The sequence below is a fragment of the Alteromonas sp. 1_MG-2023 genome (assembly GCF_030547075.1).
Taxonomy (GTDB): Bacteria; Pseudomonadota; Gammaproteobacteria; order Enterobacterales; family Alteromonadaceae; genus Alteromonas.
In genome coordinates this window covers 38,387-64,585 of sequence record NZ_JAUOQH010000006.1, presented here as the reverse complement: position 1 = coordinate 64,585, position 26,199 = coordinate 38,387, and the positions used below count along the sequence as shown (strand labels likewise).

The 26,199-nt window shown below is 44.2% G+C and carries 18 protein-coding genes; 10 read left to right on the top strand and 8 right to left on the bottom strand.

From position 1 onward, the window contains the following. Positions 1–80: 80 nt before the first annotated feature. Both sixA and Q4561_RS08385 read left to right on the top strand, forming a co-directional pair. Entirely contained in the window at positions 81–593 is a 513-nt protein-coding gene (gene sixA, locus Q4561_RS08390) for a phosphohistidine phosphatase SixA (protein WP_303459144.1), read from the top strand. A gap of 170 nt (positions 594–763) precedes the next feature. After that, on the top strand, positions 764–952 hold the full coding sequence (locus Q4561_RS08385) for a hypothetical protein (RefSeq protein ID WP_303459142.1): 189 nt from the start codon (positions 764–766) through the stop codon (positions 950–952). Here Q4561_RS08385 and Q4561_RS08380 read toward each other — a convergent pair. Both Q4561_RS08380 and ccsA read right to left on the bottom strand, forming a co-directional pair. Next, positions 949–2,241, bottom strand: coding sequence for an HlyC/CorC family transporter (locus Q4561_RS08380; protein ID WP_303459139.1), 1,293 nt, complete (start codon positions 2,239–2,241; stop codon positions 949–951). The genes Q4561_RS08385 and Q4561_RS08380 overlap by 4 nt on opposite strands. Positions 2,242–2,369: 128 nt before the next feature. Continuing rightward, positions 2,370–3,161: an inner membrane protein YpjD gene (ccsA, locus tag Q4561_RS08375; RefSeq protein WP_303459137.1), complete on the bottom strand. Its 792-nt coding sequence runs from the start codon at positions 3,159–3,161 to the stop codon at positions 2,370–2,372. A 322-nt stretch (positions 3,162–3,483) separates the two neighbouring features. Between ccsA and ffh the strand changes: the two genes are divergently transcribed. The 7 genes from ffh (at position 3,484) to Q4561_RS08340 (ending at position 14,454) form a co-directional block, all read left to right on the top strand. Continuing rightward, entirely contained in the window at positions 3,484–4,917 is a 1,434-nt protein-coding gene (gene ffh / locus Q4561_RS08370) for a signal recognition particle protein (RefSeq protein ID WP_303459135.1), read from the top strand. A 170-nt stretch (positions 4,918–5,087) separates the two neighbouring features. Next, positions 5,088–7,148, top strand: a complete 2,061-nt coding sequence (locus tag Q4561_RS08365) for a YncE family protein (protein WP_303459133.1) — start codon at positions 5,088–5,090, stop codon at positions 7,146–7,148. 285 nt (positions 7,149–7,433) lie between these two features. Beyond that, positions 7,434–7,844 (top strand): hypothetical protein, encoded by a 411-nt coding sequence (locus Q4561_RS08360; RefSeq protein ID WP_303459131.1) that lies wholly within the window; start codon positions 7,434–7,436, stop codon positions 7,842–7,844. Positions 7,845–8,164: 320 nt separating this feature from the next. Next, positions 8,165–11,911, top strand: a complete 3,747-nt coding sequence (locus Q4561_RS08355; RefSeq protein ID WP_303459128.1) for an ATP-binding protein — start codon at positions 8,165–8,167, stop codon at positions 11,909–11,911. Beyond that, positions 11,908–12,543, top strand: coding sequence for a hypothetical protein (locus tag Q4561_RS08350; RefSeq protein ID WP_303459126.1), 636 nt, complete (start codon positions 11,908–11,910; stop codon positions 12,541–12,543). Before Q4561_RS08355 ends, Q4561_RS08350 begins: the two co-directional genes overlap by 4 nt. After that, the gene (locus Q4561_RS08345; protein WP_303459124.1) at positions 12,540–13,760 is read left to right on the top strand and encodes a phosphoenolpyruvate carboxylase; all 1,221 of its coding nucleotides are present in this window, start codon (positions 12,540–12,542) and stop codon (positions 13,758–13,760) included. The genes Q4561_RS08350 and Q4561_RS08345 overlap by 4 nt, the downstream gene beginning before the upstream one ends. A gap of 274 nt (positions 13,761–14,034) precedes the next feature. Continuing rightward, positions 14,035–14,454 carry a TerB family tellurite resistance protein gene (locus Q4561_RS08340; protein WP_303459122.1) on the top strand — a complete coding sequence of 140 codons (420 nt, stop codon included), beginning with the start codon at positions 14,035–14,037 and terminating at the stop codon, positions 14,452–14,454. 28 nt (positions 14,455–14,482) lie between these two features. On the opposite strand, the gene nhaD is transcribed toward Q4561_RS08340, so the two are convergent. The 5 genes from nhaD to Q4561_RS08315 all read right to left on the bottom strand — a co-directional run bounded on the left by nhaD (position 14,483) and on the right by Q4561_RS08315 (position 23,780). Then, positions 14,483–15,727 carry a sodium:proton antiporter NhaD gene (gene nhaD, locus Q4561_RS08335; protein WP_303459407.1) on the bottom strand — a complete coding sequence of 415 codons (1,245 nt, stop codon included), beginning with the start codon at positions 15,725–15,727 and terminating at the stop codon, positions 14,483–14,485. 332 nt (positions 15,728–16,059) lie between these two features. Continuing rightward, positions 16,060–19,173, bottom strand: a complete 3,114-nt coding sequence (locus tag Q4561_RS08330) for an efflux RND transporter permease subunit (protein ID WP_303459120.1) — start codon at positions 19,171–19,173, stop codon at positions 16,060–16,062. Beyond that, complete coding sequence (locus Q4561_RS08325; RefSeq protein ID WP_303459118.1) at positions 19,166–20,221, bottom strand: efflux RND transporter periplasmic adaptor subunit; 1,056 nt, start codon at positions 20,219–20,221, stop codon at positions 19,166–19,168. Before Q4561_RS08325 ends, Q4561_RS08330 begins: the two co-directional genes overlap by 8 nt. A gap of 121 nt (positions 20,222–20,342) precedes the next feature. After that, the gene (locus Q4561_RS08320) at positions 20,343–22,103 is read right to left on the bottom strand and encodes an ABC transporter transmembrane domain-containing protein (RefSeq protein ID WP_303459115.1); all 1,761 of its coding nucleotides are present in this window, start codon (positions 22,101–22,103) and stop codon (positions 20,343–20,345) included. 399 nt (positions 22,104–22,502) lie between these two features. Next, positions 22,503–23,780: an O-acetylhomoserine aminocarboxypropyltransferase/cysteine synthase family protein gene (locus tag Q4561_RS08315; RefSeq protein ID WP_303459112.1), complete on the bottom strand. Its 1,278-nt coding sequence runs from the start codon at positions 23,778–23,780 to the stop codon at positions 22,503–22,505. A gap of 147 nt (positions 23,781–23,927) precedes the next feature. On the opposite strand from Q4561_RS08315, the gene Q4561_RS08310 reads away from it, so the two are divergent. Next, complete coding sequence (locus tag Q4561_RS08310) at positions 23,928–24,587, top strand: DsbA family protein (protein ID WP_303459110.1); 660 nt, start codon at positions 23,928–23,930, stop codon at positions 24,585–24,587. Between the two features lie 88 nt (positions 24,588–24,675). Here the strand turns inward: Q4561_RS08310 and Q4561_RS08305 are convergent, their stop codons facing one another. Then, the gene (locus Q4561_RS08305; protein ID WP_303459108.1) at positions 24,676–26,001 is read right to left on the bottom strand and encodes a S41 family peptidase; all 1,326 of its coding nucleotides are present in this window, start codon (positions 25,999–26,001) and stop codon (positions 24,676–24,678) included. Between the last annotated feature and the right edge of the window lie 198 nt (positions 26,002–26,199).

The following is a 26,199-nucleotide window of genomic DNA, read 5'->3' as shown; positions in this document are numbered from 1 at the left end:
CACTATTTAGGTTTTATACTATGCGTAATTAAAGCACTCTGTTATCGTAACTGCACATAAAACATAGTATGCGTAATGTTATGTCAGGTCAAAGTAGCAACGACGACATTTTTTTATTTATCATGCGCCACGGAGAGGCAGATGCCCCGCGGTTGGATGACAAAAGCCGACAACTTACTCAGGTTGGTAGGCAGCAATCGTCGGCCGCCACCCAGTGGTTATGCGCGAATTATTGTCCTGATAATGCGGTGGATTTAGCGTTAATTAGTCCATATCGCAGAACAAGGCAAACCCTCGACATGGTGTCGCTAGATATCATTGCTGACAAAATCGAGGTGAATGAAGATATTATTCCTGACGGTTCAGCCGAGCTGGTTAGTGATTATTTGTCTGCGCGTATTCACAGTTCGGTAAATTCCAAACAACCCCTGAAGCGAATATTGGTGGTAAGCCACATGCCGTTGGTCAGCTATTTGGTAGACGCATTGTGCCAGTCTTATACAACAAGCCTCTTCGCTACAGCATCTATCGCGGTTATTCGCTATTCGCCACGTGCGCAAAAAGGAACCTTAGTCACCCATTATCAAGGGTGATGTGCATACGTGACAATCCTTCAGCGAGCATGAGAGGCCGGTACGCCCACTTGAAACTGAAAAGAAACAACAGACTAAAAATTTAATTGTTAATTTTGCTTCAGAAGTTTTATTTTTGACCGATAATAAATATTGAGAGTGTCAAAGTTTATTCGAAAGCAGGGTGAGGAATGACTAGTAAATCAATTCCTGAACTCCTCAAGCGTTCATTGCAATCGCATATGGCGGAAGCAGATTTGCGCGAAGATGAGGAGATGCAGGATATTATTACAAAATTGTCTACGCTATCTGACAAGGTCGCTGCTGCAAAAGCGCAGGTGCTTGCCAGACGTGCAGAAAAAGCCGCAGATAAAATCTAGTCTGAACCGCCAGACTGGGGGGCTTGGAAGTATTCAGGCATAATCCGAACCGTCTTAATCATATTTTCAGTGATATCCACAATTTCCAACGGGTAACCCGCTAAGCGAACACTCACTTTGTTATCGGGGATCTCTTCTAAGTACTCAAGTAATAACCCATTCAAAGTTTTCGGGCCTTCAGTAGGTAAATTCCAATCCATTTCTTTGTTCAGGTCGCGAATGTTGGCGCTTCCGTCTACTAATACTGAGCCGTCTTGCTGAACATGGGCTTCTTTGCTGTGATCGGGCACCATGCTTGTCGTAAAGTCGCCAATAATCTCTTCAAGAATATCTTCTAACGTTACCAAGCCCATAATGTCGCCATATTCATCAACAACCAGCGCTATACGTTCTTTTTCCGCTTGGAACTTATACATAAGAGTATGCAGCGGGGTAGACTCTGGTGTGTAGTAAATTTCTCTTACCGCTCGCAGAAGACTCGATTTAGTGAACTGATCCTTTGACAATAAGCGCAGGGCATCACGTACATGTACAAACCCAACTGCATCATCAATGCTATCGCGGTAGAGCAGCACGCGGGTATGCTGAGCGTGGGTAAGGTGCTTCTGAATACGTTTCCATTCATCATTAATGTCTATGGCAACAATTTCTGCTCGGGGCACCATAATATCTTCAGCCGTTACGCTCTCTAAATCCAAAATACTCACCAACATATCTTGGTGTTTTTTGGGAATAAGGCTTCCAGCTTCGTAAACCACGGTACGCAATTCTTCGCGACTTAACGAATCATCATTACCATTAGCTGGGCTAATTTTGAGTAGCGCTAAAATGCCGTTAGTAATCCCATTGATGAAAGCAACGAAAGGATAAAGCAGTGTTAGCAGAGGTAAAAGTATTACCGAGCTAGGAAACGCGACTTTCTCAGGGTACAGCGCAGCCAAGGTCTTTGGTGTAACTTCTGCGAATATCAGTAATATCAAGGTTAAGCCGAACGTAGCGGCAAATAAGCCCCAGTAATCGCCAAACAAACGAATACAAATAATAGTGGCCAGCGATGACGCAGCAATATTAACGAGGTTGTTTCCAATCAGGATGAGACCAATAAGTCTATCGGGACGGTCGAGAAGTTTTTGGACTCGCTGGGCAGATTTATTGCCTTCGTTTTGCAGGTGCTTAAGACGATAACGGTTTATCGACATCATGCCTGTTTCAGAGCTAGAGAAATACGCAGAAAGTAATATGAGTACGCCGAGCGCGATAAACAGCGTACTCGTAGATATGTCGTCCAACTATTGGGTTCCTATCATTTATTGATATTCAAATATTATTATTTGAAATTAGGTCTACATGTGCAATATACGCAGCATACACGAGGTGTGCACGTAAATTTGATGAATTCATTTGGATAAGTGGCGATTTATAGCAAAATTTCTCGAACTAATTTGCTGCCAAAATAGGCAAGGGATAGCAGTATAACACCTAGTACTGTCATAAAGATCACTTGTCTTCCTCGCCATCCTCGTAGTTTTTGACCTACCAATAGTATCAAGTACACCACCAATGCCGCGCTTGAGAGCACCGTTTTGTGGGCATAGGTTTTATTGAACATATCGTCTAAGAACACAAAACCGCTAAGAAGTGAAACAGACAATAAGCAGGTACCTGCTAACAACAGCTTGAACAATATGCCTTCTACTAGCATAAGAGGGGGTAATGAAGAATGTAAAAGCGCAGCCCCTTTTTGCTTCAACCGGTAAGTGATGTAAGACATTTGAAGGGCATAAAGGAAGGCAATAACAAGTGTGCAATAAGCGAATAAAGACAAGCTAATATGCACCACTAAACCAGGCTGCAACTCAATATGCATGATATAAGACACAGGAATAAACCGCGAAGCTAATACCGTCAAACTCGCAAACCCGAACACCACCGGAAGTAATATAAGGTTAGGAATAGCGCGAGCAAAAATAAGCATGGAGGTAGTAATTATCCAGGCGACTAGAGAAAGCACGTTGGTAATGCTCATGTCTTGCCCTGGGGCTACCATGATAACGTTTAGCAGAAAGGCAATATGTGCAATAACACCCAAGCTAGCAATGCCTAAGCCTAAGCGTTTATTGGGACCTTCTTGATGTACAAACTTGCCAAGTAAAACAATGGCGGCCATAGCATAAAGCGCGGAGGCGGCAATGGCGAAAGCGGTGTTCATGATATTTCCTGTCAAAAATGGTGTTTATCACCAATACTGGCGGTATTGATACTGGAAGTTGGGCTGAAATTCAACCATCTCCTTGTTTTTCTTTATGCAAGTACCATGTATTGGGGCAATAGAGTTCGTTTAATTCCCTCGCATGCAAGCTTATGAGATGAGACAATCACAGTCAGAATTAGTTTAATGATGGCTCACAGCACGCTTACATGCTTGAGCGGTATTTTAGGGAAAGAAATTTCCTTCATTTGACGGTACGTTAAGTCGCCCTTTTACGTTACAATAGGCGCATTACGTCTGAAATAAATAGAAGTTTCATACTATGTTTGAAAATTTATCAGAACGCTTAGGCCAGACATTACGAAATGTCAGTGGTAAGGGGCGTCTTACAGAAGACAACATCAAAGAAACCCTTCGTGAAGTGCGTATGGCCCTTCTTGAAGCTGATGTTGCGTTACCCGTTATTAAATCCTTCGTTGCACAAGTTAAAGAACGTGCGGTAGGGACTGAAGTCACCAAGAGCCTTAAGCCTGGCCAAATCTTTATTAAGATTGTTCAGTCTGAGCTAGAAGCGGTGATGGGTGAAGCGAATGAAAAGCTAAACCTTGCTACCCAGCCTCCGGCAGTTATTCTAATGGCCGGCCTGCAAGGGGCGGGTAAAACCACCTCTGTGGCTAAGTTGGCTAAATACTTAACAGAACGTGAAAAGAAAAAAGTCATGGTAGTGAGTGCCGACGTTTATCGCCCAGCGGCGATCAAACAGTTGGAAACCCTTGCTAGCGAAGTGAACGTTGCTTTTCACCCATCAACTATTTTGCAAACGCCAATTCACATTGTTGAAGGCGCCATTGATGAAGCGAAGAAAAACTTTTTCGATGTACTGCTAGTTGATACCGCAGGTCGTTTACATGTCGATAATGACATGATGGACGAGATTAAAGACTTACACGCCGCCGTGAAGCCAATTGAAACCTTGTTCGTGGTTGATGCCATGACAGGTCAAGATGCGGCAAATACAGCAAAAGCCTTTAACGATGCATTACCTTTAACCGGTGTTATCTTAACGAAGGCCGATGGTGATGCGCGAGGCGGTGCAGCCCTTTCAGTACGTCATATTACGGGTAAACCTATTAAGTTTATCGGTATGGGCGAGAAAGTGGATGCGTTAGAGCCATTCCACCCAGAGCGTATTGCTTCACGTATTTTAGGCATGGGTGACGTACTCAGCTTAATTGAAGAAGTAGAGCGTAAAGTTGACCGCAACAAAGCGGAACAACTAGCCAAGAAAGTTCAAAAAGGTAAAGGCTTTGATCTTCAAGATTTTAAAGATCAGCTTGAGCAAATGAAGAACATGGGCGGCATGATGGGAATGATGGACAAACTGCCGGGTATGGGTGGTATGTCTGAAAAAATCAAAGAGCAGGCCAATGACAAGCAGTTTAATCAAATGGAAGCCATCATTAATTCGATGACGCCAGCGGAACGTTCTCGTCCCGATATGATTAAAGGCTCTCGTAAGCGCCGTATTGCTGCAGGTTCTGGTACCCAGATTCAAGATGTAAACCGTTTACTTAAGCAGTTTACCCAAATGCAAAAGATGATGAAGAAAATGTCTGGCGGCGGCATGAAGAAAATGATGCGCCAGATGAAAGGTATGATGCCTCCAGGTGGGCCGGGCGGTCCAGGTGGTTTTGGCGGTGGCGGCGGAGGCCCTGGTGGTTTCGGCGGCGGTGGCGGTATGTTCCCCCCAAGATAGCCTTTAGAAGTTGATTATTGATTAAATTGAAAGCCTCATTTGACTAAATGAGGCTTTTTTTATTTTCTTGCATCTAATTCTATGTGCGAGTCGTTTGGTTTAAGTGACAGGGCGTTAGCAGTTTCACGCGTCTACTTAATCTGAGAGCACGTATAATGGAGTTACACTGCATGAAAATGGTAAATACAACATCAAACACACTTAAATTAACGGCTATTTCTGTGGCGGTGGCCATGCTGTTATCTGGTTGTAATGGCGACGACGGAAAAGATGGTATAGACGGCGCTGCTGGTATGGATGGCGCAGACGGAAGTAACGGCGCACCAGGCTTGCCTCAAGGCCAATTTCTTATTGCCAATAATGGTGAGAGCAATAGTGGCACCGTAAGTCTTGTTGATCAAAACGCGAACACGCTTGAAACGCTAACCACAGGCGCTAATGAAGGTGTCGTTTTCACCCAAACAGGCAGCTTAGTACAAGCAGGAGACAGCGACACGCCCTTGTTACGTACTTTATGTTCATTATCAAGCAGCACCTCTGGCATGTATTCAGCTGATGCTGACACAGAAATTAGTGGTGCCAATACGGGGCTAACTAACCCGAAAGGAATTGCAGTTGCTAATGACGCAGGCATTATCTTTGCTGCCGACTTTACAGGTATGCGCATCAGTATTTTTGGTAGCCAAGCTGCTGGCGATGTGGCTCCAGTCGCGGAAATTGTAACCGCAGCACAACCTTGGGATGTGGCATTTGATGAAGACGCTGACAGGTTATTCGTGGCATTAACCGATGGCACCATTGCGGTATACGATGATGTGATAGCCTCTGAGTTTGCCCCAACAGTGACGCGTACCATCGTGCCTTCAGATAGCGACGGAAACCAAATCTCTGTCAACGCTCACGGTATTGTTTACGAGCCTATGTCAGACAGATTAGTGGTATCAGATGTTGGTGATGCTGCCGTAGCTGACGATGGTCAACTATTTGTGCTGACCAGTGCAGCCACTGCTGATGGTGCTACCGTACCTACCAGAACTATTGGCGGTGCATCAACGGTGTTAGGTAATCCCGTTGATATTGCGCTTACCGGTTCTACCCTGCGCGTGGCCGAAAAATCGAATGACGCTATTCTTGTTTTTACCAACATATTTAGTGGTGAGAGTGGCGACATAGCTCCTGACCTGGTTACCTCTACCAGTAAGCCTGAATCAATTGCCGAATTAACAGATGTTGAAATGCAAATGGGTGCGTCTGACAATGGTCTATCTACCATGCCCATCAAGGGGCTTAGTGTAACCAGTAACCCTGGAACAGCTGGCGATACCACTGGCGGTGTTACGCAGTATAGCGCCACATTAAGCAGTGAATTAGCTAGCTTCGATAGCACTATTAGTATTGAGAGCGCAACTTATACCGCAGTTGGCGACGGGTACATTACTTTTGATGATACAACAACCAGTACAGGTGGCATATTGGTAGTAAACCGTCTTAAATCTACCCGTGATGAAGGCATGTATAATACGTCGTACGACCATGAAATTAGCGGTGATAGCACGGGACTTATTGCGCCTAAAGGTATTGATGTTTCATCAGACGATAACCTTATATTTGTTGCCGATATAGATGCCAGCTCACCAGGTGTTCGCATTTTCTCGACGTGTGCTGCAGGTAATGTTGCTCCGTTACTTACGCTAACGGCATCTAACGGCGCTAGCCCGTGGGATGTTGATTATGATGCAGCAACAGACCAAGCATTCTTAGCGCTGACTAACGGTACAGTCGCGGTATTTGAAGATGTGGTGCGTAAACTTAATAGCGGTATGGACACTATTGACGGTGAAGACCGATTAATTACGCCCGCAATGTCGGGAACAGCTGTTGCCGCGCCTACGAATATTCATGGTATCGATTACGATGCACAAAGCGACGCATTGGTCATTTCTGATGTGGGTAGTGCAGCAGATGCCACCGATGGAAAGCTTTATGTTATTCCAGGTGCTAAAAACGCAAGTGGCTTAACGGATATGTCGGTTTCTATCTCTGGCCCGTTGAGCATGTTAGGCAACCCTGTCGATTTGATGTTAAGTAACGGTCATGTGTATGTGGCTGAAAAATCGAATAGTGCTGTATTGCGTTTCGATAATATTCTAAATCAGGCATCGGGTGATATGGCGCCTAGCTACAGTGTTTCATTTACTGCACCTGAATCGGTATCTGTTTTACTAAATTAATGGCGCTACGCAGTCAATAATAATGCGAAGGTAGGGAAAGCGGCAACTGAGTGATTCCTGTTTTGAAGCATCAAAGGTGCTAAATTGACGCACTAAATTGAAGTGCTCTGTTGAAGTGCTAATCTGAAGCGAAAAGGGGCTAGTTAATAGCTCCTTTTTTTGTGCCTTCATATTGTGGGAAAACGAGTCCGCTACGGGTAAGTTGAGTGAAAGCTCAAGCATTTTGTTAACCATCTTCTATACTTAAATAAAGCTTCTGATAAAACGAGCGAGTGCTTAGTTAAGATGAAGAACAAAAATTACGTTATTAGGCGAGACAATAATATTGTCATCATCCATGTAAAAGGTGCATGGGACGCAATCATTACTGAAAGTTTCAGTAATGATTTTAAAAATATAGGCAGAATGCTAAGTCATGCTCCTTGGGCGCATTTAGTCTATTTTGATGAGTGGGCGTTATCAACACCAGATGCTGAACCCGTGGTCAATGCAATGTTGGTGTGGGCGGAGGCTCATAATATGACTCACACCGCGAGAGTATATAAAGATAACGCGCTAAAAACCTACCAACTTGATCGCATGATTGATTTAGAAGAGCAGAAAGGTTTAACCCGCCACTTTGAATCGGCATCTGAAGGGTTTAGCTGGTTGGCTGAACATGGATTTATCGCTGAAAGTGCTAAAGTTCTAGGATAATAGAGCAATGAGGCAACAGAGAATTCTAGGTGTTTAAACCTCACTTTCTGTCAGCGATAGCCTATTAAATAAAGGTGATGTCGATATTGTGGCAACCATTGAATAAAAAAACAGCAATCATTAACTTTGTCCCACCACAAACCCTTTTCCCATCTGTGCAAATCATCCAATTCATAATACACTGACCGGCTAATTAACCATTTAACAAGTGTGCCCAAAAGCAAATTACTTTGTTAAGCATGGAAAGAAAACGACGGTTAATTAACGTGGTGGTAGCTTACTTAGGCTACATGCAAAGACTCAAAAAAATAGGATAGTTAATGGCAGGCTTAAAACGTATTGTTCTCATCGATACCCATTTACCGGGTGTAGTTGAATTGAAGCTTGATGGGCATACCAACATATGTGGTACCAATGCATCGGGTAAAACCACTTTGCAGCGGCTCATCCCAGTTTTTTACGGCGAATATCCTAGTCGTGTAGTACCTGCCACCCGTGACAGTTTTGAACGTTGGTACTTACCTCGTTTATCTAGTTTCATTATTTATGAGTATGCCCGCGCCGATGGCGATTTATGCCAAGCGGTTTTAAGTTCTAATGGTACGGGTGTTAATTATCGCTTAGTCGGCAAGCCGTTTGATATTGACGATTACCTAATTAAACAAAAAAGTGGTAAACACGTTAGCGTGAGCAGTGCAGAACTTGCCCGCGCCATGAAACGCAATAACGTGATGGTAACCAGCTTACTGAACACCAAAGACTTCCGCGCTATTGTACAAAACGATCATGGTGTATTGAACCAAAGCGGTAACGGCCGAGAACTATTAGGCTATGCCAAAATTTTCAGCCTGTGCGAGCCAAGCAAGCACATGCGTCATATCGAAAAACTCGCAAAAGCAGTGCATTCGAAAGAAGGCAAGATGGAAACCATCAAAGCCATGATTGCCGCTATATTGGAAGAGGATGGGGTAACGCCGCCTACATCGGGCTTAAGCCGCAACCGTGTTGATGGCTGGATAAAAGAATGCCAGTTAATTAAACAGTTCGACAATATTCGCCCTGAGTTCAGCAAGCTTGAACAGGCCGAAATGGCGTTAAGTAGCACCGAACAATTGTTAGCCAACCTAAAACATAGCTTTGAGCTTGATAAGGTGCATTTATCTACTCGGGTTGATACCACCAAAAATGAACTTGATGAAAACATTTTTCAGCGTAAACAAAGCGACAGTCAATGGCACGATACCCGTGATCATTTAAACCAAGTTATTTCATCTGCCCGTGCCGATGTAGAAAAATACACCAGTGAACTCGATACCGTAGAGCGTGAGTTCGATAAATGGCAAGATCAAAACATCGAACAGTTGAAAGAAGACGTTGCCAATTTAGCGCAATGGCAAAACGCCCGTGAACTGGCCGATAGCCGTTATTTGTTACTTACTGAAAAGCACCAAGATATTGAGTCAGCCTATAACAAACGTTTGGCTGAATTAGGCGATAAGTTATCACTCTCATTAGAATCCCTTTCTGCAGCAAGGCAAGAGGCGGCGGAAAACAAAGCAGAACAAACCCAACAAGAACACGAAGCAATTCAGCGCATTCGTGATGACTACGCAGGTCAATTAAGTACCTTACAGGCAAATTTTCAAACTGCATCGGGAGAACTAAAAGTTACCGAAGCAGAATTAAAAGCATCGCTGTCTAATGCGGGTTACAACGAATTTGAACAGTCCCAACTTGATTTACTTGACGCCACTATTAAAGAAGCATCGGTAAATGAAGATGCTGCTCGAGCCGCTTATAGGCAAACTCAGCAAGCTCACAGTAAAGCCGTACAATTTAGACAAAATGCTTCAAACGCTCTAGATAAAGCACGCGTTGCCTTTCAAAAAGAAGAGAGTGCGGTTTCAAAAATCAATGGTTTATTGTACCCAGGTGAAGGCTCGCTATTAGAGTTCTTACGCGCTAACGTTGATGATTGGGAATTATCGATTGGTAAAGTACTTCGCCCTGAATTGTTAGATCGAAACGACTTAAACCCAAGCGTGACTAAAGCTGCCGAAGACGCTGAATCGGACGGTAAACAAGACGAGGCAGTGAATACTTCACTAATGGGCGTTAATCTAGCCCTGTCAGAGCTTGAAACCCCAGAATACGCACAAACCGAACAAGCCTTAAAGCAACAGCTTCAATTAGCAGAAACACGCCAAGCGGCATCCCTTGCTGCGCAAAATGAATGTGAAACGCGCTTGGCTAAAGCCAATGAAGATGTGCGTAATGCTGAATTGTTGATGACCCAAAAAGACAACGCGGTGAAAAGTGCCGAGGCTAGCCGTAAGCGTGCACAACAAGACCGCGATAGCTTATTAAGCGAATACCAACAAGCGCTGTCGGCGCGTAAGCAAAAGGCGAAAACGAAATTAGAAGCTAACCTTCAAGCGCAAAAGCAAGCTAAGGCTCAATATGAACTTAGCCGCGATGAAATAAAAGATCAGCAGCGAGAGTCAGAAACTGAGCACAGTTTCCATTGGCAGCAACTTATCGCGGATAGCACAGGGCGTATTTCGCAACTAGATAAAGACATGCAGCAGGCCAAAGCGAATGCCGCCCGCGACCGCGAAGACATGCAAAAATGGCTTGAAAATGAGCTGAATAATCGCGGTGTAGATATAGACGAAATAGGCCAGCTTAAAAAGCAAATTAACAAGCTGAAAGAAGATATAAACCGTACAGAAACCCATCGCCATAAAGTGGCCGACTACGAACGTTGGTACGCTACCATTTTCACTAAACAGAAAGTGGTATGGCAAGACGAACTGGCGAAAGCCCGTAAATCGTTAGGGGAATCCGAGCGTGGTTTGGCTCAAAAGCAAACAGAATATAAAGCGAAGCGCGAACAGCTTCAAGACCAGCAAGCACTGTTAGAAGCAAAACATAAAACTGCCAGCGAACAGCTGGAGCAAGTGCAAACCTTAAGTAAGTCGTTAAGTAAGCTTACTCTGCAAGCCGCTGAAGAATATACTGAAATAAAACACGACGACGTCAGTATTAACCAACGTATTTCTGAAGTTCAGGGGCACTTGCACGAGCGGGATACCCTTTATAGTGATATTCGCGCTTACGTAGAAAGGTTCGATCAGCTAATTGCCGCACAAGCGGGAACGGGACTGTCTGATACTTGGGAACGAGCCCGTGAAGAATGCGCCACTATTAACGCCCACGGCGTAAAGAGCTTCGACCATCGCCGCATGGTATCGCATTTGTCTCAGCTTCTTAACGTGATAGTGCCTCAGAAGCTACAAGGCTTGCGTGAGCAAGGCCGAATATTCGGTGCCGACTTATCACAGTACTATTTTGTACTTGCAGATATAGACAAGCGTATTGTGTCGCAAAGCCGTCGTATAACCCAAGAGGTCGACGGTGAATTATTCCTAGATGGTGTTTCTGATTCAGCGGTGAAGATTCGCTCTCGTATTAGCGAACTCGAATTCTGGCCCGAGCTAGAGCAATTTAGAAAGCTGTACGAACATTGGATGGAAGAGGGTGCCAATACCTTACCTGAAGAAGAATACGGGCTAAGTATGCGCCGTGTGCTAGATATTTTAGGCCGCGCCGCACTTACCGGCGGCATCAGCAAGTTGCTTGATATCGAACTTCATTTACGTGAAGGCAAGAGCGACTTAGTTATTCGCACCGACCGTCAGTTAAATGAATCGTCTAGTCATGGTATGGCTTATCTTATTTTATGTAAGTTCCTGCTGGCCTTTACCCGCTTATTGCGAGGCGATGCAGAAGCAACCGTACACTGGCCCATTGATGAGCTAGGCACGCTACACCAAAGCAACGTGAAGAAAATATTTGATGCCTGTCAGAACAATAATATTAGTGTAGTAGGGGCGTTCCCTAACCCTGAGTCGGAAGTACTTACTTTGTTTGAAAACCGCTACCTAATTGATAAAGTATCGCGACAACTGCAAGTGGTTCAACCTAGAACTAGCGGCATCGCTGCTCGCCTACAAGCTAAGAAAGCACAAGATAAAGGGAATGCCAGCCAGGAGACATTATCATGATGACTGAACAAGGCCGTGTACTAGCCGCACTATTACAAGGTACTTTTATTTGTCAGGTCACCGACGAAGAAGCATGGCGTTTTTTAAAAAATCGCGAAAAAGTACAGCAATTAGAGCCTCATTTAGCCATGCTAAACCGCACGCTTTCAAGCACGGCTGAAGGCGATGTATTTTTTGCCAGTTACTTAACCATTGGTGAGGCAGAGCGCAAAATTCTAACCCAACAGTTTCAAGATACTGCGTCTAACTTAGTGCCGCTGGTGGAATGGTTGTTGTTGGTACAACAGGCCAATGAGTCTGATATGCCGGTAACCATGGGCAATGCTATTCGGTTAAACGAACTGCAAACCACCATTGAAGATACTCCTGCGTATGCCGAGCAACTAGAGAAAATTTCTCGCTACCGCATGTTTGGCTCTACGAGTGTGAACTTAGATGGGCAGTTAAAGCAGGTATTTAAACGCCTGACTGAAATGGGCTACTTAACCAAACCGAACCCAGAAAAGCAGATTTATCTAGCCACAGGTAAAGTTGAGCACTTGTATGAAATGCTGCGTTTTATTGATGAAACTGAAGCATTGAGTTTATCTGAGCAAGCTGATGCTGCTATTACCCAGGGTAGTTTGTTATGAGCCAAGCGCTTATTCAAACAGGCGCGCGCTTACTAAATGCATTGGGTAAGCACAGCGACCTTATCATGCAGGCCTACATTAACGGCACCGTTGATGAGCAAAACCACAGTCCTAAAGTGTTAGAGCAGCTTATTCAACTTGGTGTACTCTGGCGACCTGAATCGCAAAGTGAATTGCGTCTTAAAAGCGCAGTGCGCACGTTGTTAGAAGGTAGCTTACAAGATGAACGAAATCGTACTATTAATGCCAATATCGGTGCATCGCTAGCCAGCTTAAAAACGTTGGCCGAGCATTACAAAGAAGCCCTGCATTACAACAAATACAACGAATCTGCTGCTCACATGAGCGATTTAACCGAGCATGTGTATCAACTGTCTGAATCCTTGTCTAACAGCGTACGTGTGTTGTTCGGGCGTATAACTAATGAGTTTGGTTATGTGTCATCGGTAGACGCGAAAATTCGTGAAAATGAATTAGCGCAAGGGCAGGTAACAGACTTACTTTCTCAACTAGAATGTTTCCGTTTTGACGAATTAAGTGAAATAGCAGGTTCAAACCGTGAGCTTCGACATTTGCTGGTAGTGTCTTTGCAGCAGCGCTTCTCTAAAGCGGCGCAAGAGCTCTCGGTAGTACAAGCTCGCTTAATAGATTTACTTGGCCGGTTTCGTGAGTTTCAAGGGCGTACGCGTTTGCTTAAGGGCTACTTGCTGCATATGGAGCAACACCCAGACTTTGCGCCGGGCAATTATACTAACTTGACCCAAGTGCCTATATTGTTCAACCAATCTAACAGCGTAATTAGTGCCGCTGCGCCAGACGTGAATAACGTGGAGCACGAAAGTGATTATCAAGAGATTGTGTCTTCGCTTACGCATATTCATCAGCGTAAAGGAAAGCATGACGAGGCTGACGAGCCACAAGATATTGATGTTACCGCGCAATCCACCGTTTCCCTTGAAAAGGATGAATTACAGTTAGCCATAGAAGATTTCTTCTGTGATGTCATTGATTCGGGCCAACCTAAAACCGCGCTAACTTATTACGAAGAAAAATCGTTAGGGTTCGATCGCGAGGTGTGGATGTATCAAGTGATTGGCGGCTACCAAGCGCTTGCCGACCAAGAAAAGCAATTTTTTGCCCTTGACCATCACGGTAAGAATGACAAAACCTTTACAGGCAACTTCTATATTAACGATATCACTCTAGGGCTGCGCTAGCGGCTCTATTTATTATATTGGTTTTTACAGTTGTCTTTACACTTATTTGGGACCTCTTATACGCAACTTTACTTGGATCCTCCTCCAAAAGTACTATAATAGTTACAGCGGCTTTACATTTATTTCACATAATGAACTTAAATATTCATAGTGCCGTAATATAGCTGTCAACGAGCAGGAGCAATATAAATACTCTCGTGAAAAATAATGAATTGCTCAGCAGGATGCGGGCAAGTAGTGGTGCCAATGCGTATGGCACGAAGAGGATGTAACTATGCAATTTTCACAGCAACAAAGCTTTAATCAAGCACTAATCAAATTATCTGTATTGCTATACCAAATAGATGGTGTGGTGACGTTATCTGAACAAGATTATCTTAATTCAATGGTTGAAGAATTAGATTGGCAAAGTCCTATTTGCCGAGAAGCATTCTTGAACGATACGATTTATCAAACTCGACAGGCTATTGATACCGGCGATGAACTTGAATTCATGCGTGCACTCAAGGACGATTTGGCTTTCGACGCCTATAAAACGTTAGAAGTAGCAATGGCTATCACGGGTGTAGACGGTGAACGTAGTGATGCAGAAACTGAACTGTTATCTGTATTAACGCACAAATTGTTGGCAAAAGCGTTAGTGGCAGGCGGTAGTGCCCGCGCTAATTCAGCTAACGCCTCTGCCGAGGTTTAATCCCAAGCTAGCAAGGCTAAAAGCTCTGCTAGTAAAGTGCATTTGCCAGTAGCAATACCATGGCATAGCCAACACTGTATGTTAGCAATAATAGGCCAGAGTAACGTAGGAAGGTGGCAAAGGTTAACCCTTCCACTTTACTCATGGCTACGATGCCAGCGGCAGAACCTATCACCAATAACGAACCACCCACACCTACCGCATAAGTAAATGACAACCACTCAGGTGTAGTCATGACTATCTCAGCTTTTAATAGCGCAGCGGTTAACGGCACGTTATCTATCATAGAAGATACTATTCCCATTAGATAATTCGCCACACTCACCGGCAGGGAGTCATACAGGTACATAAAGCCGTTCAACGCATGAATATGTTCTAGCATACCCACAAGTAATAGTACGCCTAAGAAAAACAGCAACGTGTCGAATTCTATATAGCGAATGTAATCAAGAATAGGGTCGTTATCGTTATGTTTACCGTACACTGTAGCCACCATAAACATGACCGCCATTCCAGTTAAAAAGCTTAATACAGGAGGAATAGCAAACATAATGTTTGCGGCTAACGTAAAGAAGATGGTCGCAAGAAATATGGCCGCAACAATGTAATCTACGGTAGCGATTTCGTTTCTCTGTTTCTTAATTCTGACTTCACCTGTAATGCCAATACTAAGCAATGCCGCTAGCAACATGACGGTTAAGAATGACGGCACTATCAACATTAGCAGTTCAGTAATAGACACCTTGTGTTGCAAGAAGATCATCAGTGTTGTTACATCACCTGTAATCAGCGAAACACCGCCTGAGTTAACTGCAAATACCACTAAAACTGAAAAGCGTATGGTCTGTTTAAGGGGTAAACCTAACGATAGGACCAACGCGATAGACACTAGAGTTGCGGTGATGTTGTCGGCTAACGATGAAAAGCAAAAGCTGAAAATTGCGGTGAAGAAAAGTAGTGCCTTCAAACTGATTTTCTTAGGCATAACAATATTCATGACATTTTCAATGAGCCCTTTGCGATTTAAGTAAGCGACAAAGGTCATCGCGGCCACCAAAAATAGCCACAGTGTGGAAATCTCGGTGAGATTACTCATCAAAGACGCATTAATATGTTCGGTTTGAGCCGTGGACGTTGAAAACATAAACAGCAGCAACCATGAAATGGTACCTAGCAATAAGGTGGTCTTTGCCTTGTCTATATGTATGAGGTCTTCAAAAATAACGCACAGTAGTGCAAGAATGGCGATGACAATAAGTGCCACATCTAACATGGAGTCAGTTCCTAACAGCAGTTTTGATTCGCGCGGATTGTAAGGGCTAGACAGTGAAATAAATAGTGGGAAGGGCATGAACAAACCAGTTTACGCGACGCTTTAACTATCACGCTGATAATTTTTAGCTATCAGGGCGGCATTTTTCAAAATTTAGACAAATTCAACCCCGTATAAATTTAAGCATAAACCCATGTACAAAGACCATTACATCCCTAAACCCTAATGTAAATACAAGAGCCACTCGCGTTGAAGAGTGGCGTATATGTTGATTTGCGGGCATAAAAAAACCTCGTATTAAACGAGGTTTTTCTGCGCGTTAGACTGTGTTTTTACAAACGAGACTCGCTTAGTTCCGCATCTCTCATCTCGCCTTCTAAACGCTGGCTTTCATCGGCGCGAGGCTTAGTAAATCGGGCTAATGCAAGATAAAGCACTGGGGTTAGGTATAAGGTGAAAACTACCGCAATACCTAGGCCACCAAATACTACCCAACCAATCGCATTGCGCGCTTCAGCGCCAGCACCGGTTGACAATATAAGCGGTAGACCGCCCAATATGGTGGATACCAACGTCATCATAATAGGGCGAAGTCGAACCCGACCTGCCTCTAATATGGCATCGTAAACACTGTAACCTTTATCACGTAATTGATCGGCAAACTCAATTAGCAATATGGCGTTCTTTGCTAGAAGACCAATAAGCATCACTAACCCAATTTGCGAGTAAATGTTGATACTCGTACTGGTTAGATACAAGGCGTAAATAGCTGCAGCAATACCGAAAGGTACTGTGAGCATAACCACTACCGCTGAATTCACACTTTCAAACTGTGCTGCTAGTACTAGCAGTACGATAACAAAGGCCAATACGTAGGTGAGGGCGACTTGCTCAGAGGTTTCTTCATAGGTTTGTGCTTCACCTAAGAACACTAATCCCATGCCATCTGGTAGCGTTTCGTTCCCGAGTTCACGAATTCTGTTTACCACATCACTTAAGGCCAATCCTTCCGGCAAATCCATTTCAATATTAATGGCCCGGCGCTGTGCCTGGCGTTCAAGTTCAGCCGCTACACCTTCTTCAGTGATAAAAGCAACGCTAGATAAGGGCACTAGGTTGCCGGTAGTACTTTTCACATACAAGTTTGTCAGATCGGAAGGATTAATAGAGCTTCTATTATTGGTTTGCAACATAATAGGAATTGCTTGGTCACCCACATTTAAATCAGCAATGTCATCACCATTTACTGCAGCACGAAGTGCACTGGCAATATCGGTTAATGGCACACCTAATTCTTCAGCTCGGCGTCTATCAATGTTAACCCGCATCTGAGGCTGTGTAGGGTCATAGCTAATTTGCGGTCTGCCCACTTCAGGTAACACGCGCTCGATGTCGTTAGCAAACGCCAAAGCTGCTTGGTGAATGTTTTCGTAGGTGTCGCCAGTAAGTGCTAATTCTAACCCTCCACCTTGGCCACGCAAGTTAAGGCTGTTTCCACCAAAAGCGTTAGCCGAAGCGCCAGGAATAGACTGTAGACCAGGGCGAATTTCGCTTACTATATCTTGCAATGATTTATCGCGGTCGTCCCAATGCTTAAGGGGAACCGTGATAAATACAATGTTAGGATCCCACTGGCCCACTACCGTATAAATGGAATCTATTGTGCCGTTTTCCACATAAGGAAACAGCATTTCTTCCATCTTCTCGGCTTGTCGGTCCATGAAGTTCAAGCCTGCGCCATCAGGGCCGCGAGCAAAAATACGAATGGTGCCTCTATCTTCACTTGGCATCAATTCGTTATCGATATTCTTAGCCAGCAAGTACGCACCGCCGCCCGCTAATAAGCTTAGAATGCCTACTGCCCACGCATATTTTAATGCTAGCACTAGAGACTTTTGATATACCCGCAAACAGGCATGGCCGAAACGACCAAAGGTCGCATCGAAAAAGCCCGACTTCGTAGATTGCTTTTTTGATAACCGCGCAGTCAGGGCAGGTACTAAGGATAAGGCTACAAATGACGATATGATCACAGCGCCCGCCAGCACGCCGCCGAACTCTCTAAATAACCGACCCGCGGTAGAAGGTAAAAAGGCGATAGGGATGAACACAGATGCTAATACAGCGGTAGTGGCGATAACCGCAAAGAACACTTCACGAGTACCAATAACCGCCGCAGCACGTGGACCTAAGCCCATGGCTCTTCTGCGTTGAATATTTTCAGATACTACAATGGCGTCATCAACAATCATTCCGGTGGCAAGTACTAGTGCCAGCAAGGTTAGAATATTCACTGAAAAGCCCATGGCCCAGATGATACCTAGTGCACCTGCTAGTGAAACCGGAATACTAAGTGCTGGCACAATAGTGGCGCGCCATGAACCAATAAATACTAATAGAGTAAGCACAACCAATGCTACGGTTAGGCTTAACGACACCACCACTTCTTTTACCGAGTCACGAATAAACTCAGCGTCATCAGAAGTCACCACAATCTTCATGTCGGTAAAGCGCTTGTCTAAATCTTTAACCATTGAAAGCACTTCATCAGAGATTTCAATAGTGTTTGAGCTCGCTTGGCGAATAACCCCGAGGCCTATTACAGGGCGGCCATCGAGTCGCACCATGCTGGTGGAGTCGGCAGGGCCAAAATACACACTAGCAACATCGTTTACACGAATGTCGCCAGAAACAACAATATTGCCTACATCTTCGGCATTAACGGAAGTCGCATCAGCGCGAACAATTAACGCTTGATCGGCAGACTGAATACTCCCTGCGGGTACATCAAAAGGGGCAAGCTCTAGTGCGCTGGCAATATCTGCCATTGAAAGGCCAAAACTGGTTAAACGAAGCGGGTCCACTGAAACCCTAAGCACACGTTCTCTATCACCACTTAGGCTAACATCAGCCACCCCAGGAATACTTAAAAAGAGCGGAGCGATATCGGTATCTACGCGCTCAGTTAAGGTTTCCATATCTAGGGTGTCACTTGAAATGGCTAAGCTTACGACTGCTTGTGCGTCGCTGTCGGCACGAATAATAGCAAGTTCTTCCACATCATCGGGAAGTTGCCGCTGAACGCGGCTCACTGATTCTCGGGTTTCGTTTGCGGCGTCTTCTAAGTTAACGCCAGCACGAAACTCTACTCTTACACGGGCCGAGTTTTCTTCACTTTGTGCAGAAATATTTTTAACCCCGCTAACACGGGCCACCGCGCCTTCTAGGCGGCTAGTAACTTCTGCATCTACGGTTTCAGGAGAAGCACCAGGGTACGTAGCAGTAACGGTTACTCTTGGGGTATCAACATCAGGAAGTTCACGCACTTCAAGTGCACTTAACGCCGACAAACCCGCTATCGCGATAAGCAAATTTAAAACAACAATCAGTACCGGTCGTCGAATAGATAAAGAGGGGAGGTCGTTAGTGACAGGCGCGTTACTCATTGGCAGGGCCCCCAACCAACTCTGTGGTGACCGCTTGTCCACTACGTAAGCGTTGAACGCCCTCGGCAATTAGAGTATCGCCTTCACTAATTGGGCCAGATACTAATATTGCACCGCGAAGACGTTGATGAACATTTACATCTACCCGCTTTGCTTTGCCAGATTCGGCAAGCCATATGTAAGCGCCAGTGGCACCCCATAGCAAGGCCGCTTCTGGGATCGCAGCATAACGGTCGCCTTTAATACTTAAATTTACTCGAAAGCTCATTCCTGGGCGAAATTTATCAGCAGAGTTATCGAGCAGTGCGCGAGCGCGAAGGGTACGATCCGCTTCGTTAATACGCGAGTCTATTTGCGCTATTTCAGCTTTTATGGCTACTTCGCGATCACTCCAAGGCTCTAAAATCACTTCTGGCGCATTCATCAGTACAGGCAGCGCTGCTTCAGGGGCTTTAAAGTTAATGTAAAGTTTGCTTCTATGATCAAGGGTTGTGATTAACGTTTGTTCGTTTATTCTGTCGCCGACTTCAATATCGGTTATACCCACAACCCCATCGAAAGGCGCTTTAATAAAACGGTCATCCAAATCAACGATGGCTTCTTCCAGCGCAACTTCAGCCAAGTCGCGTTGAGTGCGTGCAAGGTCTAGCTCGCTAATAGGAATTGCGCCTTGAGCATGACTGGTAATAAGGCGGTCTAGCGTACGCTGGGCATCTTTTAAGGTTAATTCAGCGCGTTTTACGGCATTTTTCTGACGACGGTTGTCTAGCTTTATTAATACTTTACCAGCTTCAACAAGTTGGCCTGGAACAAAGTTTACCTCGATGACTTCATCGGCGACGGCAGGGTAAAGTGCAATAGAGCGTAGTGCTTCAGCGCTACCTACCGCTTCGACTTTGCGGGTTTCATACATGAAAGAAACAGGCTCAGTGACAACCAATTTAGCTTGTTTGTCACCCATAAATTGGCTGTAGGCAGGTACACTTGTTAGTGCCAAGACTACACAGCACGCCGATACCCTCGCGTATCGGGAGATCATATTTGTCATTTTTTATCCGAAAGTTTTTAGTTTTTTATTGTTATAATGATGAAAAGTAGTGGCTATTTTTGCGTTCTTTTTTTGCCACTTTACCCAAGCAAAATTCAAGTGTTATAGCACCACAGGCAGCCTAGCTAAGCAATTGCAGTTCAGCGTATTCCCTGTACAAGGTATCGCTTTTCATTAATTCTGCGTGGGTGCCTATACTTACTATGCTGCCTTTATCCATAACAATGATTCTATCGGCATGTTGAACAGTCGCCAGTCTGTGTGCGATAACAATACTGGTTTTGCCTTCCATTAAACGATTCATTGCCTGTTGAACCATACGTTCGCTCATGGCATCTAGCGCACTGGTCGCTTCATCTAAAAGTAAGATAGGGCGATTCGCTAATATTGCACGGGCGATGGCGATACGTTGTTTCTGCCCGCCAGAAAGCTTAATGCCTCGTTCGCCTAATTGGGTATGGTAGCGGTTTTCGAGATTGTCGATAAATTCATGTGCGAAGGCTTTTTTGGCTGCGCTTATCACATCATCATCGCTGGCATTTGGGCTTCCATAGCGTATGTTTTCCATCACACTACTGGCAAATACCACAGGCTCTTGGGTTACTATAGCAATATGTTGGCGCAAACACGTTAGCGGCTTGCTAATAATTGGAGCGCCATCAAAGGTGATTTCGCCGGTAGTGGGGTCGTAAAAGCGCATCAGTAGTTGAAATAAAGATGACTTTCCTGCGCCGCTAGCGCCCACCAATGCCAGATTTTCACCGGCTTTAATGTCTAAGTTCAAATTGTTGAATAATGGTTTAGTGCCAGGGTAACCAAAGCTCATATTTTTAAACGCAATAGCGGGTGCGGTTTGTGGTACTTGCTTGGAAGATGAGTGTTCAGACAGTGAGGTCACATCCGATGTAGCGTTCAGTAGTTGGTAAAGGCGCTCGCTTGCGCCTACGCCTCGTTGTACTTCACCAATAACTTCACTTACGGTGGCAATACTGCCTCCTGCCATTACGGCATAAAACAGAAAGGCAGAAAGTTCGCCTACTGTCATTTTCCCTTCTAATACTTGGCGGGCACCTACCCATGCAATAAATATAATGGCAGTCATACTTAGGCACATAATGCAGCCAATTAACAAAGAACGATAATGAATGCGATGTTTAGCCGCATCCATGGCTGACTCTACTCGTGAAGAAAACTGCGCTCGTTCTTTGTCTTCTGCGGTATAAGCTTGAACCGTCATAATTTCATGCAAGCTTTCATCAATGTGGGAGCCTAAATCTGCCACTTTATCTTGGCTTATTTTAGCGAACTTACGTACCTGAGGCGCTAGTACTTTAATGGGTACAAGTACCGCAGGTACCGCGATAATCACGCAAAACGTAAGTAGGGGGCTAGATATCCCCATTAGCACGAGCGCGCCTGCAAATGTGACTACCGAGCGAAGGGTCATTGATAGGCTCATACCTACCACGGTTTGAATTACTGTGGTGTCGCTGGTGAACCGTGAAATGACTTCACCGGTTCTAAGCTCTGCAAAAAACGAAGGGGGAAGTGACAGCAGATGCGAATAAACTTGGTTTCGAATGTCGGCACTGACTCGCTCGCCTAACCAAGTCATTAAGTAAAATCGCGCATAGGTAGCGATGCACGCAATTAGGGTGATCCCTAATACAATAACAGTGGCCTGATTTAAGGTTTCAGAAGCACTTTCTACAAAACCGCTATCAATAGCGTATTTAATGCCTTGCCCCAGCATTAACCATGCTATGGCTGCAGTAAATAAGGCAGCAATTGCCCCCGCAACCCGTTTTTTATATTGGCTTAAGTGTGAACCAATCCAAAGCAATACTTGTTTTGTAGACACTTCATTTAGCGGTGTTGCCAAAATAACCTCTTTTCATAAATTTCGACATAGCTGAAAAACTGAGCAAGAAGTATTCATGTAAAATCATTCATCGCTCAAGATGCAATCACTATACGGCATACTATGGCATTTTGATCTAGTGATGCGATTACAGCGGCAGTATATGAGGTGACTAGTGTTAAGACGATTTGTAATTTTAGCTGATGAGTATTTTCTGGCGATAGAATAAAGTGCCAATAGAATAAAGCGTCAGTAGAACAAAAGCGCAACGACATAGATAATGTCGTTGATTACATTAAATGCTAAATAAGCAAAACACTAAGCATATGGCCTAGTGTTTTACTCTGTTTTATTTAGGTAGAGAAAGCTCTGTAGGTAGAGAGCTATTTAGGTAGAAAAAACTATGTTGCCGAAGAAGGGCTACCCTTGGCTGGCAACAAGCGCTTGTTCGATGTCAGCGATAATATCATCAATATGTTCAATACCTACCGAAATACGCACCATATCTTCACTCACACCCGCCGATGCAAGCTCATCAGTATTTAATTGGCGGTGTGTAGTGCTGGCAGGGTGACAGGCTAAAGACTTTGCATCACCAATATTAACCAAGCGTAAAATTAGTTGCAGGGCATCAATAAACTTAGCGCCTGCTGGCAATCCACCTTGAATACCAAAGCTGATAATACCGGCCGCTTTACCACCACAAATGCGTTGGCAGGTCTCGAAGTGCTCACTATCAGGTAGGGCTGCATAGTTAACCCAATTTACAGAAGGGTGTTTCTTAAGAAACACAGCCACTTTCTCTGCATTTTCGCAGTGGCGTTCCATTCGTAACGACAAAGTTTCTAAACCTTGCATAATGTTGAATGCACTTTGTGCTGAAAGTGCAGCCCCCGTATTACGCAGAGGCACTACGCGGCAACGGCCAATATACGCGGCTGGGCCAAGGGCTTCGGTGTAAGTGACTCCATGGTAACTTGGATCGGGAGTTGTCAGCATACTGAATCGTTCTGATTGTGCTGCCCAATTAAAGTTACCTGAATCAACAATAATGCCGCCCACAGTAGTACCGTGGCCGCCAATATATTTAGTTAACGAGTGAATGGCGATATCAGCCCCGTGCTCGAACACTTTACAAAGAATAGGGGTGGCAACGGTGTTATCAACAATTAAGGGTATGCCTGCGGCATGCGCAATGTCGGCCCAACGTTTAATATCAACCACGTTACCAGCCGGGTTGCCAATAGATTCACAAAATACGGCTTTGGTATTTTCATCAATAGCGGCAGCAAGGCCGTCGAAGTCATTCGCTTGCACGAAGGTAGTTTGAATACCTTGGCGAGGAAAAGTATGCGCAAAAAGGTTGTAGGTGCCGCCGTATAACTGCCCAACGCTCACAATATTACTTCCCACTTCTGCAATAGCTTCAATGGCGTAGCGAATAGCGGCCATGCCAGAGGCTACCGCTAAAGCGCCCACACCACCTTCTAATTCAGTTAAACGCTGTTCAAGCACTGCGTTGGTTGGGTTCATTATGCGGCTGTAGATATAACCTGGCACTTTAAGGTCGAACAAATCAGCACCATGTTGCGTATTATCAAACGTAAATGATGTGGTTTGATAAATAGGAGTAGTTGCTGCTTTTGTGGTTTCTTCGCTAGTATAGCCTGCGTGTAATGCAATGGTTTCTGGTTTCATTGAACATACCTTAAAAGTTAATTTATATTTTGTGTGTTTGGACGTTTAGACGTTTAGACGTCTATGAGGTTTTTTTTAAAGTAATCCAAAAACCTTCACTTGTGAAGTATTAAATAATTATTTGTTAAATAAATGTAGGAGAGTGTTTTGGAAAAGTCAGTGCGACAGCCCAGACAACAAGTAACACAGCAGAGTAGTAAATCTATCCTCTACTACGTGCACGACCCCATGTGCAGTTGGTGCTGGGCGTTCGTACCAGTATGGAACACCATAAAACAAAGCCTACCTGACGATATAAAGGTGCAATATGTATTAGGCGGGTTAGCGCCTGATTCTAGCGAACCCATGCCAAGTGCTATGCAAGCTGCTATCAGCGGATATTGGAAAACCATTATACAGCGGGTGCCGGGTACCACATTCAACTTTGAGTTTTGGGAAAAATGCGAGCCGCGACGTTCAACCTATCCCTCATGCCGCGCCGTGATTGCTGCAAGAAAACAAGATGCCAGCAAAGAAGAGCCAATGATCCGTGCCATTCAAGAAGGGTACTATCTTCGCGCTATGAATCCGTCTAATGACACTACGTTAATAACCATGGCGGGTGAGTTGGGGCTAAACACTGTGCAATTCGAAAAAGATTTAAACAGCGCAGAAACTCAACAAGCATTAATGGAAGAAATCAATATGGGGCAAGCTATTGGCGCCCAGGGTTTTCCCAGCTTAATTTTAAAAAATGAATCAGGTTATCGATTTATTGCCCTTGATTATAACGATGCTAACGTGACATTGGCGCAATTTGGGAGATAGTTGATATAAAGATTAGAAGATATAGCTAAAGGCTAGCGGTGGTTAGTAGAGGCTGGTTCGCAGGTTTAGAAACGGCCAGCTAAACAAGCTAATCTTTTAGCAAACTTATTGCATGCTCTAGTGCTGAATCTTTTCGATTTTTAATGTCTGAGATATTCGGAAACTCAAAGGCTTCATCGACAGGTATTCCGACAAACTCAAAACTTTTGCCCTCGGGAGCGATATAGCTTTCGTTAGATAGTGTCATTCCCCATCCATTCGGCAATGCCTTAGTTAAGGCATCACTGAAAGCACCAGAGCTATTTTCACCAATTATCGAAACATTATCTCGCGCTTGAAGCGCGAGTAAAAACACTTCGGCAGCGCTAGGTGTATGCTGACTCGTAATAGCAACAATTTTTCCTAAATAAGGCTTTGAAGGCGCAGATGTCGAAGTACTAAATGGATAAACGACAATATCTCTTGTTTCGCTCATTATATCTTGACTGTTTTCGCCACTATTCAATTTAAAATGTTTTGAGCTCACTTTCAGTGGTTCATTTATTAAAAAAGCACTTATTGCTAATGCCACTTTGTCGCTGCCACCATCGGTATCTCTAAGATCTATTACCAAGCCATTAGTTTCATTGATCTGCGGTATTAACGCTTGCAGAACTTGCTCGGTGTCGTATTCATCAAAGCTCGCTATTCTGAGGTAAGAAATATTTCCCTCAAGCCTTCCATACAAAAAGTTATTTTGAAGCTCATAATGTGGAAAGTCTGCATTAAAATAGGATTCAATTATTTGAGTCCAGTTGTTATAGATGTGACGGTATACGTCAGTGAGGGTAAGGTATTCAGGGTGATTAAGATGAAAAGTACTCAGCCTTGTTTTGGCTTCAATTGCTCTGGAAGAATAATAAGATAATCTATTGAGGGATTGGTCAAACAGTAAGGCGTGACCATCTCGCAGTGACGCTAGAAACCTATCAATAACGACCTGAAGCTGTTGAGGGGTTGTGTACTCATTTACCTGTTTCAGCCAGTCTAATTTCACCTGTTTCCAGTCAATATTTTTGTAGTCAGAGAACGCATAATGCTCTGCAAAATTGTCAAAAAATACGTTTAGTATCTGCGTAGCACTGAAAACATATCCCGGAGCACTAAATGTAGTTAAGGCATAGTCAGAACAGGCTTTAGGCAAATTATCTAGCTTGGTAACTGACAACGTGAATAATTTATCAAAGTCTAATTGGCGGGTAGCTTCATTTATAGCAACGCCATTTTGAAGAGCTTCTTCTGTTAAAAAGTGATTGGGTAAACAAAAGTTATTGCCTATGTCATAAATGATAGGGCTATTGAGCTCACTTAGGTCGAAGATATAGCCATATCCAATGGTTTGCCATATCTCGCTTGCGATAGTTCGGGAACTCATTGTAAGTGCCAGAGCGGCAATAAGTATATTCGTTGTTAATCGATCCAATGAATCACACCTTTTTTCTGAAACCTTAATCTGTTTCCGATTACTTCAGCTTTTACTTTACCGGCTATTTCTCCCGTTAATTATCTCAATTACCATCCCAGTAACCTCGCTATGTGCTTCTTTGTTATTTGCCTCGGCTAACGCGGGGAG